Here is a 15,453-nt window from a genome sequence, read left to right as displayed (position 1 = left end):
GCCTGTTTATTCCAACGTGGATAAGCGGGTTTTTTAATTTTGGAGGTGGATATCATGAGGTATAGCCTGGTGGTTGATGGCCATTGCGACACTCTGACAGCTTTAGAGTCTCAGAATCGTATTCTTGGAGAATATGCACAGGCCGGCCAATTGGATTTGCCCCGGATGCGTTCAACCGGTATAAACGTTCAGCTATTCGCAATATTTATCAATCCTAAAGATAGAGAGATGGCTTTAAAAAAGTGCCTCTATTATATTGATAAGTTTTACGGTGAGTTAAATCAAAACTGTGAAATTATTGAGCATGCGTTAAGCGGGGAGGACATTCTTCGTATCACCGGTGACGGTAAAATTGCCGCAGTTCTTTCAATTGAAGGCGGTGAATGTGTATCCGGTGACCTGGCAGTTTTACGTATGCTATACCGGTTGGGCGTCCGTTCTTTGACTTTAACCTGGAATGCGCGTAATGAGCTGGGAGACGGTGTTGGGGAAGGAGATGCGGGTGGCGGGTTAAGTAAGTTCGGACGTTCGGTAGTGCGGGAAATGAATAACCTTGGTATGTTGATTGACGTGGCACATTTATCCCAAAATGGTTTTTGGCATGTGGCTGAGACGTCGGATCAACCTTTTGCTGCTACACATGCCAATTGCCGCTTCATTTGCGATCACCCCAGAAATCTTGACGACAAACAAATCAAATATTTGGCTAAAACGGGTGGTTTAATGGGACTGACCTTGGTGCCTGAATTTATAGACGATAAACAGCCGGGACTTGATACTTTTCTGCGCCACGTGGATCACATAGCATCAATTGCCGGGACTAAGTGTATTGGTTTGGGCAGTGATTTTGACGGTATGGAGATACCGGCGCCGGGTCTTGAAGATGTAACTTGTATACCGGTTATAGCTGAAGCGCTTTTAAAACGAGGTTACAGCAATGATGATATTTCTGATATAATGGGAGGCAACTGGATACGGCTGCTGAAACAAGTTATTAAATAATTTTTTAGAGCCAACAGGATGGAAGAATTTTTGATAAAATAGTATTTATAATTAAGCTAGGGTTTGATGGGGGCAGGTGATTACATGTTTGCGGATTTGCATGTTCATACAAATGTATCAGACGGTGCCAGTTCCCCCGTGGAAGTAGTTCAATATGCGGCACGGATTAACCTTCGTTGTATTGCAATTACGGATCACGATACGATGGACGGCGTGGATACAGCCAGGGTGGAAGCAGAACTTAATGGCGTGGATTTGTTGAGTGGAGTTGAGTTGAGCACTGAATGTGACGGTATGGAAGTTCACATCCTGGGCTATTGCATTAATCAGGAAAATTCAAACTTTAAAAAGCACCTTATTGCTTTTCAAAATGCCAGGCTCAGCCGTGCCCGCAAAATTATCAGCAAGTTGCGGCATCTGGATATCAATATTGAAATAAATCAGGTTATGGAGCTTGCTGGCGCCGGATCAATTGGCAGGCCTCATATTGCCAAGGTGTTGCTGGCAGAGGGAAAAGTCAACAGTGTTGCAGAGGCATTTGAAAAATATATTGGCATAGGAAGGCCGGCCTATGAGCCAAGAATGAAATACCACCCCTTGGAAATGATTAGTTTAATTAAAGAAGCGGGGGGAGTACCGGTACTGGCACACCCGGGTATTTCCTGTGATGAAAAATTGGTCAGGTGCTTGATCGAGGGTGGGTTGCAGGGTATTGAGGTATACCATCCTCAGCATAACAGGGATATGGAAAAAATGTATCTAAAAATTTGCCGTGAACATAACCTGATTGTTTCCGGAGGGTCGGATTTTCATGGCCTGGGCGTGACAAACCATGGTAAGCTGGGAGAATCCGTTGTACCCTATGAAACGGTCAATGAAATAAGATATACAGCATCTAAAAATCAGGCGGAATTAATATAAAGGAGTCAGGAGACAGAATTCAGGAGTCAGAAGAAAAAATAAAGAAGTGCCGTTTCCTTGTGTTTTAACTCCTGAATTCTGAATACTATTGTAAGATTTATTAGTGGGAGTGATAGTATTGTATGTGTCTAATCGAATCAGAGGATTGGATTCGGCTATTTTTAATGAACTGGAAGTAATCAAGCGCCAAGTGGAGCAAAAAGGAATTGAGGTAATTAATTTGGGTGTTGGAAGTCCCGATCAACCTCCCGCACCGCATATCATAGAAGCTATGCACAGGGCCCTTGACAACCCGGGCAACTACCGTTATCCATTGGAGGGCAAGATTGAACTTCGCCGGGCTATGGCAGCGTGGTACCAAAAAAGGTTTGGGGTCGAGCTTGATCCGGTTACAGAGGTGCTGGTCTTAATGGGTTCCCAGGATGGTTTGGCCCATATAGCGCTGGCCTATATTAATCCCGGTGATACGGCGCTTATCCCTGACCCGGGATATCCTATTTATGCCTGCAGTATCTTACTTGCTGAAGGCGTTATTTATCCCATGCCTCTGTTGGAGGGGCATAATTATTTGCCTGACTTGGGTGCAATACCTGCTGATGTAGCCCGGAAGGCCAAGCTAATGTGGGTTAATTACCCCAATAACCCGGTTGCAGCGTCGGCAGATAGAGAGTTTTTCAGCCGTCTGGTGCAATTCGCCAAAGAATATGATATCCTGGTTTGCCATGACATCGCCTATTGTGAACTTGCTTTTGACGGCTATAAACCAGTTAGTTTTTTAGAAACTCCGGGGGCCCGGGATGTGGGCATAGAGTTTTACTCACTTTCTAAAACGTATAATATGGCAGGTTGCAGGATTGGTTTTGCCCTGGGCAATGCCACCGTGTTGGAAGCCCTAGCCCGCATTAAATCAAATATTGATTACGGTGTGTTTAATGTTGTGCAAGAGGCGGGAATAGCAGCACTGGAAGGGCCGCAGGAAAATGTAAAGAAAAACGCCCAAAACTATAGCAGACGGAGGGATATTCTGGTTGACGGGCTTGTCGCGCTGGGCTGGGATATGCCCAAACCCAAAGCTTCCATGTTTGTTTGGGCGCCCATACCCCAAGGGTACGCTTCCTCCCGGGAATTTGCCATGGAACTGCTGCACCGTACGGGTGTGATGGTGATACCCGGAACAGCATTCGGTGCCCAGGGGGAAGGCTATGTGCGGATAGCATTGGTTCAGAAGGACCATGTACTGCAGGAGGCGGTTAACCGAATCGGCCGTTTTCTCTAAGGAATGGAGACACCCCTGGCAATTGAAAATGTCTATTTACGCGCCACCGGACATATAATAAAAAAAATCAGTCAGGGTGGTGGTGCGATGGCGGATTCTTCGGATATGGAATACTTCCAGCGTAGGATTCAGGAGCTTGAAGAAAAAGTAGATCAGCTCCGGCTCAGCCGGAGAGTTTTAATGAATCTGGTAGAAAAGGTTGAGAGAGAAAAAACATTTTTTCTAACCAAGCTGGAAAAGGAAAACCGCAAATTGCACAAGGACAATTACAAGTATGCCAGATGGCTGCTGAAGAAAAATAAACAAATAGTTGAATTGCAGACCAGACTGGATAGACAGTCCGGTTCAAATTAATTCTAAGACCCTTTTGTGGGGTCTTTTTTTGTGAAACTGATTAAGCGCGCGTTTTTTACGAAATGTGGTATAATGCTTTTGAGGTGTTGATCAAATGAAAATTGCCGTCATTGACGGACAGGGCGGGGGGATTGGCAAGCATATAATGGACAGGCTCAGGCGCGAGCTGCCGGATGGATTTGAATTTTTGGCTCTGGGGACAAATGCCCTGGCTACATCAGTTATGCTGCGTGCAGGGGCAAATGAAGGTGCTACAGGGGAGAACGCTGTCATTTACAATGTATCCCGGGTGGATTTAATTACCGGGCCCATAAGCATCATGTTTCCCAACGCCATGTCCGGCGAGCTTTCACCTGCTATGGCCGAGGCTGTTGCAGCCAGTCCGGCACCGAAGGTGCTGCTTCCTCTTACCCGTTCAGGAGTTAACATAATTGGTTTAAAATCCGAACCCTTGCCTCATTTAATAGAAGATCTGGTAAAAAAAGTAAAGGAAGTTTTAGGCCTCCCATAAAGAAGACTTGGTTCAGGTGGGGTTTTTGACCCATACGTTGGGGACATACCTCGACCCAAAAGTTTGGACCCATAAGCAGAGGTGTGTCCCCTGACCGCTAAACCTTAGTCGCATTTATTTCGAGCTTACAGCCTGTTAATCCCCATAAGTTGGGGACATTCCTGTCTCCAGAGAAATACCCAAACTTCAGCAGGTGTGTCCCCTTTCCTTATGCGAGGGCGGGGTTTTCCAGGCTGTGCGAAGATAAACAAGTATCGGGGGAGATAATTATTGGCCGGATGTGAGATAGTATTGGTAATCGGCGGCGCCAGGAGCGGTAAAAGCGCTGTTGCTGAAAGTTATGCTTCAAACTTGGCCAACAAAGTCGTTTATATAGCTACGGCCGGGGTACAGGATGAGGAAATGGCCAGAAGGGTTAAACTGCACCGGGAAAGAAGGCCGGAAAACTGGTCGACGGTTGAGGAAAAACAATGTTTGGGCGCTGCTTTAACTAAGCTGCAGCCAGGTTCAGTTGTCTTAGTAGATTGTTTGACCATTTGGATCACAAATTGGCTGCTTGATCAAACTGTGGAGGAATTATCAGCCGAGGCAAAGGAAACGCGGATTATGCAAGAAGCTGCTAATTTTATCCAAGCTGCCCAAGACAACAAGCTGAAACTTATTATGGTCAGCAATGAGGTTGGCTACGGTTTGGTTCCAGACAATGAGCTTGGGAGGCTCTTCCGTGACATCTCGGGAAGAGTCAACCAGTATGTGGCTGCTGTGGCAGACAAGGTTTTTTTGGTTATATCCGGGATTCCTTTGGAAATTAAGTCGCTGGCCCTACATAATGCTTTTCAGGAGGGAATTTAATGCTGGCTCATACAATAATGGTGCAAGGAACGGCGTCTCATGCCGGCAAAAGCATTTTGGTTGCGGCACTGTGTAGGATATTTTATCAGGATGGTTTTAAAGTTGCACCCTTTAAATCACAAAATATGGCCCTTAATTCTTATGTAACCGCCCATGGTGGTGAAATGGGGCGGGCTCAGGTGGTTCAGGCTGAAGCTGCGGGAATTGCGCCGGAGGTAAATATGAACCCGATATTGCTAAAGCCCACCGGCAATTCCTCATCTCAGGTAATAGTGTTGGGAAGGCCGCTGGATAATTATTCTGCTCAAAGTTATCATAGTAAGGTTGCGTCGGGTTTATGGGAAGTTGTAACTAAAGCATTGGCCCAACTGCGCCGTGAATACAACGTGGTTGTCATTGAGGGAGCAGGCAGTCCGGCTGAGGTCAACCTTGATGATACTGAAATTGTAAATATGCGGGTTGCCCGTGAGGCTGACGCTCCAGTACTTCTGGTGGCAGATATAGACCGGGGTGGCGCTCTGGCGGCGGTCGTCGGGACGCTTGAATTACTACGTACTGATGACCGGGAACGGGTAAAAGGAATAATTATCAATAAATTTAGAGGAGATGTTGGTATTTTTCAGCCTGCTATTGATTTTCTGGAACAAAAAACCGGAATTCCCGTTCTGGGTGTAATTCCGTTTTTTACTGATTTACGCATACAGGATGAAGACTCCGTGGTAATGGAAGAAAAAAAATACCGTGCGGGTGGCGATGATAATAAAATTCAAATTTGTGTAATCCGGCTTCCCCGGCTGTCTAATTTCACGGATTTTGATCCTTTTGAGACCGATGTTGATGTTGAGTTGCGCTATGTGCGCAGGGTTAATGAGCTGGGCCGTCCGGATTTGGTTATCATTCCGGGAAGTAAGAACACCATTGAGGATCTATTGTACCTTAAAGAAACAGGTCTTGCCGGTGAAATTGTCAGGGCGGCTAAAAGCGGCACGCCTGTGGTTGGAATATGCGGCGGCTTTCAAATGCTGGGCAGCGAGCTGCTGGATCCCGAGAAGACAGAATCAAATATTGCACAACTGTCAGGTTTGGGCTTACTTGAAATGAAAACGGTTTTTGCCAAAGATAAAGTAACCAGTCAGGTTACAGCGGTAATTAACGGTGGAGGCGAGTACCTGAACGGTTATGCAGGCGAATTAACCGGGTATGAAATACATATGGGCCGGACGGAACTAGGAGAAACTCTGGGGCATGCCTTTAACATCCAAACAAGGTCAGGCCTGCAAGTCGCTGTAAAGGACGGGGCAGTGTCCCAAAATGGGAATGTCTGGGGAACTTATATGCACGGTATTTTTGACAACGACGGGTTTAGGAGGCACTTGATCCAAGTTCTAAAGCAGAAAAAAGGAATTATTGAAGAACAATCCAGCCAAGTAATCAGTACTCTCGAAAGAAGACAAAGAGATTACGACCGCCTGGCTGATCATGTGCGCTCAAATTTAAATATGAAATTAGTTTATTCAATACTGGGAATTTAGTTATGGATATTATCGTAATACAGGTATTGCTGGGCTATGTTCTGGACCTGGCTATCGGTGACCCGTCTATGATTCCACATCCGGTAGTGATTATAGGCAACTGGATTGCCAGATTGGAAAAACTGTTCAGGAAACGTGTTTTTTCTCCCACAGGTTTAAGAATAGCCGGTATGGCTGTAGCCATTTTGATAACAGCAGGCAGTTATATCGTAGCAAGCTTGATTTTAATAGCTGCGTTAAAGGTTAGCTTTTTTATTTATATGCTGATTGCTTCGTGGCTTATTTCCACTACAATCGCAACCCGGGGGCTGGCCGGCGCAGCTAAAGAAATCAAAGCCATACTCGTGTCAGGCAACTTAGGTCTGGCCAGGGTAAAGGTAAGTTGGATTGTCGGCAGGGATACGAGTGAAATGGAATCGGGTGATGTAACGCGCGCCACAGTGGAAACTGTAGCGGAAAATCTGGTGGATGCCGTTGTTGCTCCAATTTTTTACGCTATTATTGGCGGACCTGCGCTAGCTATGGCCTATCGCGCTGTAAATACATTAGATTCCATGCTGGGCTATAAAAACGAAAAATACATAGACTTCGGCTGGGCTTCCGCCAGGCTTGATGATATTGCTGGTTACCTACCGGCAAGGTTGGCCGGCATCGCTTTATTGATTGCCGCCTGGATAACCAACAGGGATAACAGAGCGGCTCTGGCAGCCTGGCGCAGGGATGCCAAAATGCATCCCAGTCCCAACAGTGGAGTGCCTGAATCCGTTATGGCCGGTGCCCTGGGGATACGGTTGGGCGGAAGAAATTCTTACGGCGGCGTGGTTTCTTTTCGCCATTACATGGGTGATAGCTGTGAAGCCTTAAGGCCTGACCATATTGCCCGTGCTATTGAAATGCTATACGCAGGTTCTTTGATCAGTGTAATGTGCTGTTGTGTTGTAAGGTTATTGGTAACTGTTTAGTTTTAGCATCTATCGCCAGATACAAGTAACGTAAAAACTTTTTCGGATAACCGGAAGGGAATGAAAATTAGTGTTGAATTTGCCGCGCATAATGATAGCCGGTACGCATAGCGGTGTTGGTAAAACAACTGTGGCCCTGGCGGTTATGGCTATGCTTGACAAATACGGCTTACGCGTTCAGCCATTTAAAGTAGGCCCGGATTATATTGATCCGGGTTTTCATCAAATTGCCACCGGGCGCATATCAAGAAACCTGGATACTTTTTTCCTCGGTCCGGAAGGTGTTCAGGAGGTTTTTACCCGTTCGGCGCGCAGCGCGGACATCAGTGTAATCGAGGGTGTCATGGGATTATATGATGGAATCGGAGCGGGAGATGACGGCAGTTCAGCGCGGGTGGCGCAAATATTAAAATGCCCGGTAATTCTTGTTTTGGATGCCCGCTCTATGGCTCACAGCGCTGCAGCACTGGTTTGGGGTTTTTCCAACTTTCCGGGCGGTGTACCCCTGGCGGGTGTAATTATTAATCGCGCGGGCAGTCCGCGTCATTTTAAGATACTAAAAGAAGCAATAGAAGCGAAAACAGGTGTCCCGGTTTTGGGTGGAATTTTGCGGGAGCAGGACCTGCACCTGCCGGAAAGACACCTGGGCCTGGTTCCATCTTTGGAAAACGAAAAAATCGTCAGTGTGATTGACAAAATGGCGCACAGGATCATGGAGGCTATACCAGTAGACAGAATTTTGAGTCTGGCCGGGCGTGCCCCTGCTTTAAGCAGGTTGGAAAATATTTTTGCGGTGCATAAACAAGTAAAAATTAATCTTGGTGTCGTAAGAGACAAGGCTTTCAATTTTTACTACCAGGATGGACTGGATCTGTTGGAGTGTCTGGGGGCAGAAATCTATACCTGCAGTGCGCTTAATGATGCCAAATTACCTGAAGATCTGGACGGGCTGTATATAGGCGGCGGTTTTCCGGAAGTTTTTATTGAACAGCTGGCGGATAATCATATGTTTATCCGGGATTTGCAGCAGAGCGCCGCCGGAGGTATGCCGGTATACGCTGAATGCGGAGGATTAATGTATCTATGCACTTCAATCAAAGATTTTTCCGGGTGTGAATACAAAGGCGCAGGAATTATACCCGCCAGCTGCCAAATGGGGCATAAGCGGGCGGCACTGGGGTATGTGTCCGCTACCGCTATCAGTTCAAACATTCTGGTGGATAAGGGCTCCAAACTAAAGGGGCATGAATTTCACTATTCCAGCATAAACGCAGATAAGCTAAATAGTGCTTATCTGCTGCAAAAGCCCGGTGATGGCAGTAGTCACCGGGATGGACACGCCGACAGCAATATCCTGGCCACCTACTTGCACATCCATTTCGCCGGATCAACTGCTGCAGCACTCGGACTTTTGCGCTCCTGTGCGGCTTACAGGCGTTACAGGAGGATTTAAGCATTGAAAAGTTTCTTTTTTGCTCTTCAGCACCTGTCCAGGATTAGACTTTATAACGGCGAATTTAATGAAATTGCCTTTGGAAAATCACCTGTTTATTTTCCGGCGGTAGGTTTGATTTTGGGTATCGCCCTGCTGCTCGCCAGGCAAATATTTATCCTGGTATTTCCTGTGCCGGTTGTAGCAGCTCTATTAATTGTTACTATGGCGGCACTAACAGGCGGCATCCATCTTGATGGATTTATGGACACTTTTGACGGGATGTTCAGCGGCCGTTCAAAAGAAAGAAAAATGGAAATTATGAGGGATAGCAGGGTTGGCGCCTTTGGCGTCCTTGGCCTCGCGTGTCTGTTTCTCTTAAAATATTCGGCGTTTACAGCTCTACCGGTGGAGATTTTAACTTCCTTAATCATTCTTGCCACTGTTTTGAGCAGGTGGGCAATGGTCTATTTAATTGTCTTTTTCCCTTACGCGCGCAATGAAGGGCTGGGCACGCTTTATTCCTTGTATGCAGGAAAGCGTGAATTTGCTCTGGCCACTTTGGGAGCAGCACTAATAACAATTTTAACCGCCGGGGTGGCGGGCCTTTTAATCTGGTTGACCCTTTTTATAGTGGTTCATTTTGTGGCACAAAAAGTAAAAGCGGAATTGGGCGGCCTTACAGGTGATATTTATGGTGCAACCTGTGAAGGCAGTGAATTAATTGTTTACCTGGCAGCTTTTCCGGCATACAATATATTGCCGCAATTATTCAGCGCCCCGGTTCGTTTTTGGTAGGAGGTATTTATTTTGGAGTATAAACATGGTGGCGATGTTTTCGGATATTCCCGAAAAGCAAGCTGCCCGGTTCAACAAATTTATGATTTTAGTGCCAATATCAACCCGTTGGGACCGTCCCCCGCGGCTATAAAAGCTATACAAGATAATTTGGATTTAATCAGGCATTACCCGGATCCGAGTTGCAGTGAATTGCGCAGCGCACTTTCTGGCTACCTGGAAGTCTCGCCTGAAAATATGATTTTTGGCAACGGGGCGTCGGAATTAATTTATCTAATTGCCCATGCACTAAAATTCAAGACTGCGCTGGTTGCAGCACCAACCTTTATTGAATACGGGGAAGCGATCAACTGTGCCGGGGGAGAAGTCAAAGAAATTATGTTGCAGGAACAAAATGATTTTGCGCTGCCGGCGGCCCGGGTAATCAAAGCTTTACCCGGTAGTGACGTTATATTCATTTGCAACCCCAATAATCCAACCGGCAGGGTGGAAAACAGGTCAATTATTAAATCAATTATCGAGCATGCAAACAACAACGGCGTTTATACAGTGGTGGACGAAGCCTTTATTGACTTTACCGAGTCCGGCAAACAGCTTTCAGTAATGCCCCTGTTAAACAAATATCCCAGGTTACTGGTGCTCTATTCCCTGACCAAATTTTTCGGCATCCCGGGTTTACGCCTTGGAGCGTTGCTTGGCCCTGCTGAAATTGTGCGCCAACTGGAGGCTGGAAAAGATCCGTGGAATGTTAACATACTTGCTCAAATTGCAGGTAAAGCTGCACTGACAGATTTTGACTATATGGATGAGACGATAGAACTTGTTCACCGGGAACGGGAATTTCTCTACCGGTCTATATCGCGAATTCCCGGGTTGAAGGCTTATCCGGGGAATGCCAATTACCTGCTGGTTAAAATTTTAAAGGAAGGCATGACCTCTACACAATTGGTGACATTCTCGGCCCGAAAGGGTGTTCTTGTCCGTGATTGCTCCAATTTCAGCGGGTTAAACAATTGTTTTATCAGGGTTGCAGTCAGGACGCGCAAAGAGAATGTAATCTTGATTGGGGCGCTTACAGAGGCCATGAAAGGAGATTAGCATGGGCTGTAGGATGTTGCTGATCAGGCATGGTGAAACTGTTTGGAATAAAAACGCAAAATTACAAGGGCAAACCGATATTCCCCTTAGCGATCAGGGTGTACAACAGGCTGTGGCTTTAAGTAAACGGCTGTCCGGCCGGAAAATTGAAGCCTTTTATGCCAGCAACCTAACCCGGGCCATAAAAACGGCTAGCATTGTCGCAGAACCACACCACAGGCAGGTTATAATGCTGCCAGGTTTGCAGGAATTAAACTTTGGCGACTGGGAAGGGCTAACTTTTAAAGAGATTCAGCAAAATTATAGTGATCTGTCGCAAACATGGTGGTCGAACCCCCTGGAAACAAGAATCCCTGGCGGAGAGACTCTGAATGAACTGGCAGAACGTTCAAACCAGGCCATTAAAGACATCGTTTTAAAACACAGTGATCAAACGGTGGCTGTAGTGGCGCATGGAGGGACGATCCGGAGCATTGTTGGTACCGTATTGGGTATTGACCTCAATCAATACTGGAAATTGAGGCAGGATAATGCCTCACTGTCCATTGTTTATTTTCATGCTTGGGATAAAAGTATTCTGGAATTGTACAACGATTGCAGCCATTTGGAAACGATTTAAAATTATGGAACTGCATATGATATTCAGGATATCACTTGTTTTAAAGGGGGAGAACTCAAATGGCAGAGCGTGTGATTGGAAAGCTTGGGGACCCAATCCTGCGAAAGAAATGCAAACATGTTGCCGAAATAACTCAATCTATTTTGCAGTTGCTTGATGATATGGCTGATACTCTTAAAGCGTCCTCTAATGGCGCGGCATTGGCAGCTCCGCAAGTAGGGATTTTAAAAAGAATCGTTGTAATAGATGGTGGGGACGGCTTTATAGAATTAATTAACCCTCAAATAATTGAAAAATCAGGCGAGCAAACCGGACCGGAGGGGTGCTTATCATTGCCCGGCGTTTGGGGCGAAGTAACGAGGGCCCAATACGTTAAAGTAAAGGCTATAAGCAGGGCCGGTGAGGAATTTTTAATTGAAGGCGATGGTTTTATAGCCCGCTGTCTGCAACATGAGCTAGAACATTTAGATGGGATCTTATATATTGATCATGTTGCTGCGGGACAAATTTTTAGCGAAAGCACCAACGAACCTTTAGATGTCTATAACTTAATCAAAGTATCAAGACAAATTAATATTTAATAAATGCAGCTGAAATCCGGGGTATTTCCCCGCTTCTTTTATTGTTGGCAAAATGCTTTGAACCAGGCGGAATAAGCTCAAGATATCCCCGTTGTTTTGTTAATTTCTTAATAGATTGAAACATATACTTGGACAAGAAACAATTACACGGGGGAATTTTTGATGGATGCTTTTCCGAACAAAATGGTATTAATATTTTTCACTGCTTTAGGTATTATTATTGGTGCGGCTTTAATCGGCTCCTTTGCCGCTGTACTGTTCAGGGAACCACCTGTGGGTACCATGTTGAAACTGGCCAGGGAAATAAAGGTATGGGCAATTGTAGCCGCCATTGGGGGCACCTTTTCAACAATTGAAATTCTAGAGTCCGGGTTGTTCCAGGGAGAAGTCCGCGCCGTAGTCAAACAGTTAATCTTTATAATCAGCGCTCTGGCCGGTACCCAGGCGGGCTACTATATTTTGCTGATGCTATCCGGTGATAACCAATGAAACGGGTTCTTTTCTTTACCGCTGTATTCTCTCTGGGCATTTTATTGGGAGCCACTTTATCCGGTGTGCTGGTTGGAATACAAATTGACGCGCTTTACATAGAGAATCGCTCATTAAGGGAAAAAATATCCGTTAATGAAAAAGAAATTAAGGAATTAAAAGAAAACAACGCCAGTTACAGAAGAATCATCACCAAGGTTAGTACAAAAGTATCCTTTGACGACAAATGTAAATATACCGATTACGAAAAAAGCACTATTGAGTTGACTGTGGATAAAAAGGTCAGGGAATGGCTAAAGGTAATAACGGGACAAGAGGTGGAAAGTGTTAATTATCAGCTGGTTCCTGGAATAATAGACAATCGGGAGATTGAAGTCGAAGGGAATAAAATTCGAGTTAAGATTACTATGGTTGTTATTGCAGAAAACGTTTTAGTGTACCTGGAAGTTATCCCTATAAAAAATCCATCCTGATAAAGAAATAAAAGCTGGGCAAAATAAACTAAAAAGGAGTGTCCAGCTGTGGAAGAGTATCTTCGTTCAAGGGTACCTTGGAGTACGGAGACAAGTCTGAAATTTAAGACAGAGGAAGTAGGTATAGATTTTGATGATTTTGTTGAGGGAGTCAAGGAAGGAAAATCAGATTTTGAGATGGCGGAAGAATTCGATGTAACAGAAAAATTGATTCATCATCTGCGTGATCATTTTATGCGGCATGGATTGGGTTCAGTAATGGGGCAAGATTAAAATTAAAGGGTAAAAAAGATGTCCCCCTGCGCTATAAGTATGTTAAAATATTAAAATATATTCACTATAAAGAATGAAAGGGGTGGGGGATATCTTTCCTGACAAATTTAAAAAATTTGGCCTGACTTTTGATGATGTATTATTGATGCCAGCAGCATCTGAAATTTTACCCCGCGATGTAAACACAAAAACCAAGCTTACAAAAAAAATTATCCTGAATATTCCCCTGACCAGCGCCGGTATGGATACGGTGACGGAGTCCAGGATGGCAATAGCTATGGCCCGTGAGGGCGGTATTGGGGTTATTCACAAAAATATGTCAATTGAACGCCAGGCAATGGAAGTTGACCGGGTTAAGCGTTCGGAGCATGGTGTCATTTCTGACCCCATTTTCTTATCACCTGATAGTCCTGTCAGTGAGGCTTTGGTACTAATGGAACGATACCGCATTTCCGGCGTTCCGGTTACTGAAAATGGCAAACTGGTGGGTATCTTAACTAATCGTGATTTGCGTTTTGAAAAAAACTTTAACCAGCAAGTCGGCAGTGTTATGACTAAAAACAACCTTATTACTACTCGCGTTGGGACAACATTAGAAGAAGCCAAGGAAATTCTACAGCAGTATAAGGTTGAAAAGTTACCCATCGTGGATGATGATTTTAACCTTAGGGGTTTAATTACCATTAAGGATATTGAAAAAGCCCGCCAGTATCCCATGTCCGCCAAGGATGCCGGCGGTAGGCTGCTGGTTGCCGCAGCAGTGGGAGTCAGTGCCGATACCATGGACAGGTTGGAGGCGCTAATTGAAGCTAAGGCTGATGCTGTTGTTATTGATTCTTCGCACGGGCATTCCCGTGGAGTTTTAGATACTGTTAATAAAATTAAAAGCAAATATCCGGAATTACAGGTTATTGCAGGAAATGTGGCAACTGCTGAAGGGACTAAAGATTTGATCAATGCAGGTGCCGACGCGGTTAAAGTCGGTATAGGTCCGGGTTCCATTTGCACTACCAGAGTGGTTGCCGGAGCTGGAGTTCCTCAAATTACAGCGGTTTACGATTGTGCACAAGAAGCTGCCAAATACGATATCCCAATTATAGCCGATGGCGGTATCAAATACTCCGGTGATATAACCAAGGCTTTGGCAGCCGGGGCAGATGTAGTTATGCTGGGCAGCTTACTGGCCGGCACGGAAGAAAGCCCTGGCGACCTGGAGATATACCAGGGGCGCAGTTATAAGGTATACCGTGGTATGGGCTCCCTAGGAGCCATGAAAGAAGGCAGCAAAGACAGGTACTTCCAGGAAGACCAGAAAAAACTGGTTCCGGAAGGTGTAGAAGGAAGGGTGCCCTACAGAGGTACTCTGGCTGATACTGTTTATCAGTTGATCGGAGGTTTAAGGGCTGGCATGGGTCTCTGCGGCACTGCTTCAATTCAGGAATTAAAGGAGAAGACCAGTTTTATTCGCATTTCCCCTGCCGGATTGAGAGAAAGTCACTCTCATGATGTGGTGATTACCAAAGAAGCTCCCAACTACAGCTTGCGCTAAATAATCTATAAAGCCGGGTAACCGGCTTTTTTTTACGAAATTATTTATAGTTAAATATACTTCCACCGCAGAATTGCATCTCTTCAAATTTTTTAAGATCTTCTTCAGAGACATTTGACCCGAATCGTGCCATTAGAACGTTGGCGATATGTTCCAGTATTTCCGGGTCGTCCGTTGGAATGCGAACTAAACCGACACTTCCAAAAAGCTTGCTCAGCATTTTTTGGTATTTCCATATATCCAGTCCGGTATTGTCAAGATCCCAATGCCAGCAAAACTCTATGGTGATTACAATCTTTTCTTCCATAATCGGATTTGCAAAAGCATATTCCAATAAGCGGCTGCCCAGTTTATGCCCGCGATAATTGGGGCTTACTTCAATTGCGCCAAGTTCCATAATACCAGGATGATTAGACCAGCGGCTATACTTGTCCGGATTATGAAACGTTACATAACCAATTATTGTATTATTATCTCTGATTAAATAAACCATACCGTCATCTGAGCCGGCAATTTCAGCCAATGCTTTCTGCTGCTTGGGCGGTTCTCTGAAAATGCATAAATCCTGAGACATTTCCAGATTCAATATATATGACGGTTCAACAGGCCCTTCTATCAAAAATTCTGAACTATTCATTCGTTCACCTCTTAAATAACTTAATCTTATTCAGAACATTATCAGATCTTATTTTAATTATATGGTAGTAAAACGGTATTAAACAAGATAATAA

At 45.1% G+C, this 15,453-nt stretch carries 18 protein-coding genes; 17 read left to right on the top strand and 1 reads right to left on the bottom strand.

Annotated features, from left to right (window positions below; all coding sequences use genetic code 11):
- The first annotated feature begins 54 nt into the window (after positions 1–54).
- From BM056_RS08795 to guaB, 17 genes are all read left to right on the top strand, one after another.
- Positions 55–1,002 carry a dipeptidase gene (locus BM056_RS08795; protein ID WP_092470788.1) on the top strand — a complete coding sequence of 316 codons (948 nt, stop codon included), beginning with the start codon at positions 55–57 and terminating at the stop codon, positions 1,000–1,002.
- A gap of 84 nt (positions 1,003–1,086) precedes the next feature.
- On the top strand, positions 1,087–1,923 hold the full coding sequence (locus BM056_RS08790; RefSeq protein ID WP_165613446.1) for a PHP domain-containing protein: 837 nt from the start codon (positions 1,087–1,089) through the stop codon (positions 1,921–1,923).
- Positions 1,924–2,047: 124 nt separating this feature from the next.
- Positions 2,048–3,199: an LL-diaminopimelate aminotransferase gene (locus BM056_RS08785; RefSeq protein ID WP_435050958.1), complete on the top strand. Its 1,152-nt coding sequence runs from the start codon at positions 2,048–2,050 to the stop codon at positions 3,197–3,199.
- Positions 3,200–3,286: 87 nt separating this feature from the next.
- Positions 3,287–3,553: a translation initiation factor 2 gene (locus tag BM056_RS08780; RefSeq protein WP_092471001.1), complete on the top strand. Its 267-nt coding sequence runs from the start codon at positions 3,287–3,289 to the stop codon at positions 3,551–3,553.
- Positions 3,554–3,647: 94 nt separating this feature from the next.
- Positions 3,648–4,064 carry a DUF3842 family protein gene (locus tag BM056_RS08775; protein ID WP_092470782.1) on the top strand — a complete coding sequence of 139 codons (417 nt, stop codon included), beginning with the start codon at positions 3,648–3,650 and terminating at the stop codon, positions 4,062–4,064.
- Between the two features lie 270 nt (positions 4,065–4,334).
- Positions 4,335–4,916, top strand: a complete 582-nt coding sequence (cobU, locus tag BM056_RS08770) for a bifunctional adenosylcobinamide kinase/adenosylcobinamide-phosphate guanylyltransferase (protein WP_092470780.1) — start codon at positions 4,335–4,337, stop codon at positions 4,914–4,916.
- Positions 4,916–6,448, top strand: coding sequence for a cobyric acid synthase (locus BM056_RS08765; protein ID WP_174549944.1), 1,533 nt, complete (start codon positions 4,916–4,918; stop codon positions 6,446–6,448). The genes cobU and BM056_RS08765 overlap by 1 nt, the downstream gene beginning before the upstream one ends.
- Positions 6,449–6,450: 2 nt before the next feature.
- The gene (gene cbiB / locus BM056_RS08760) at positions 6,451–7,410 is read left to right on the top strand and encodes an adenosylcobinamide-phosphate synthase CbiB (protein WP_092470778.1); all 960 of its coding nucleotides are present in this window, start codon (positions 6,451–6,453) and stop codon (positions 7,408–7,410) included.
- Positions 7,411–7,501: 91 nt separating this feature from the next.
- Positions 7,502–8,863, top strand: a complete 1,362-nt coding sequence (locus BM056_RS08755) for a cobyrinic acid a,c-diamide synthase CobB (RefSeq protein ID WP_238456372.1) — start codon at positions 7,502–7,504, stop codon at positions 8,861–8,863.
- Positions 8,864–8,866: 3 nt separating this feature from the next.
- Positions 8,867–9,640, top strand: a complete 774-nt coding sequence (gene cobS, locus BM056_RS08750; RefSeq protein ID WP_092470774.1) for an adenosylcobinamide-GDP ribazoletransferase — start codon at positions 8,867–8,869, stop codon at positions 9,638–9,640.
- Between the two features lie 12 nt (positions 9,641–9,652).
- Positions 9,653–10,738, top strand: coding sequence for a threonine-phosphate decarboxylase CobD (gene cobD, locus BM056_RS08745; protein ID WP_165613445.1), 1,086 nt, complete (start codon positions 9,653–9,655; stop codon positions 10,736–10,738).
- A gap of 1 nt (position 10,739) precedes the next feature.
- Positions 10,740–11,357, top strand: coding sequence for an alpha-ribazole phosphatase (gene cobC / locus BM056_RS08740; RefSeq protein WP_092470770.1), 618 nt, complete (start codon positions 10,740–10,742; stop codon positions 11,355–11,357).
- 59 nt (positions 11,358–11,416) lie between these two features.
- Positions 11,417–11,938 carry a peptide deformylase gene (def, locus tag BM056_RS08735; protein WP_092470768.1) on the top strand — a complete coding sequence of 174 codons (522 nt, stop codon included), beginning with the start codon at positions 11,417–11,419 and terminating at the stop codon, positions 11,936–11,938.
- A 162-nt stretch (positions 11,939–12,100) separates the two neighbouring features.
- Positions 12,101–12,427, top strand: coding sequence for a YtrH family sporulation protein (locus BM056_RS08730; protein ID WP_092470766.1), 327 nt, complete (start codon positions 12,101–12,103; stop codon positions 12,425–12,427).
- The gene (locus tag BM056_RS08725; RefSeq protein WP_092470764.1) at positions 12,424–12,900 is read left to right on the top strand and encodes a sporulation membrane protein YtrI; all 477 of its coding nucleotides are present in this window, start codon (positions 12,424–12,426) and stop codon (positions 12,898–12,900) included. Before BM056_RS08730 ends, BM056_RS08725 begins: the two co-directional genes overlap by 4 nt.
- 48 nt (positions 12,901–12,948) lie before the next feature.
- Positions 12,949–13,173: a hypothetical protein gene (locus BM056_RS08720; protein WP_092470762.1), complete on the top strand. Its 225-nt coding sequence runs from the start codon at positions 12,949–12,951 to the stop codon at positions 13,171–13,173.
- Between the two features lie 91 nt (positions 13,174–13,264).
- Positions 13,265–14,722: an IMP dehydrogenase gene (gene guaB / locus BM056_RS08715; RefSeq protein WP_092470997.1), complete on the top strand. Its 1,458-nt coding sequence runs from the start codon at positions 13,265–13,267 to the stop codon at positions 14,720–14,722.
- Between the two features lie 40 nt (positions 14,723–14,762).
- Here guaB and BM056_RS08710 read toward each other — a convergent pair whose 3' ends face one another.
- Positions 14,763–15,359: a GNAT family N-acetyltransferase gene (locus BM056_RS08710; RefSeq protein WP_092470761.1), complete on the bottom strand. Its 597-nt coding sequence runs from the start codon at positions 15,357–15,359 to the stop codon at positions 14,763–14,765.
- Positions 15,360–15,453 lie beyond the last annotated feature (94 nt).

It is taken from the genome of Desulfotruncus arcticus DSM 17038 (genome assembly GCF_900113335.1).
GTDB lineage: Bacteria > Bacillota > Desulfotomaculia > Desulfotomaculales > Desulfallaceae > Desulfotruncus > Desulfotruncus arcticus.
The sequence above is the reverse complement of the archived record's forward strand: the minus strand, read 5'-3'. Positions and strand labels throughout refer to the sequence as shown.